Annotated in this window: 1 protein-coding gene; it reads left to right on the top strand. The window is 77.4% G+C overall.

What is annotated here, in order from left to right; all coding sequences use genetic code 11:
• Window positions 1-685: YeiH family protein (locus GL263_RS27540; RefSeq protein ID WP_194377966.1), on the top strand; the 685-nt coding region annotated here is incomplete at both ends.

Here is a 685-nt window from a genome sequence, read left to right as displayed (position 1 = left end):
CCGCTCCACCCGCGCCTCGGGCCCCCTTCCCGGCCTCTGGCTCGCCACCCTCGCCGTCGCCGCCGCCCACCTCGTGCACCGGCTCCTCCCCGCCGTGCCGATGCTGACGGCCGCCGTGGCCCTCGGCCTCCTCGCCGCCCACCTCCCCCGGGTGCGCGACCTGGTGCACGGCGCCGCGCGGCCCGGCCTGTCCCTGGCCGGCCGGCGCCTGATGCGCCTGGGCATCGTCCTGCTCGGGCTGAAGCTCAGCCTCGGCGACGTACTGGGCGTCGGCTGGGCGGCCCTCGCCGTCGTCCTGACCACCGTCGCGGCGACCTTCCTCGGCACCTGGTGGCTCGGCCGCCGCATCGGCCTGCCCGGCGACCAGCCCCTCCTCATCGCCGCCGGCTACTCCATCTGCGGCGCGTCCGCCGTCGGCGCCGTCGGCCAGGCCCGGGGCAGCGACGAACGCGACTCCGCCACCGCCGTCACCCTCGTCACCCTCTGCGGCACCCTGGCCATCGTCGCCCTCCCCCTCCTGCAACACCCCCTCGGTCTCGCCGACGAGGCCTTCGGCCGCTGGGTCGGCGCGAGCGTGCACGACGTCGGCCAGGTCGTCGCCGCCGCCCAGACCGCCGGCGACGCCGCACTCGGCGAAGCGGTTGTCGTCAAACTGATGCGCGTCGCCCTGCTCGCGCCCCTCGTC

The sequence above is a fragment of the Streptomyces durbertensis genome (assembly GCF_014156695.1).
Taxonomy (GTDB): Bacteria; Actinomycetota; Actinomycetes; order Streptomycetales; family Streptomycetaceae; genus Streptomyces; species Streptomyces durbertensis.
This window is presented reverse-complemented; position numbering and strand designations above follow the sequence as displayed.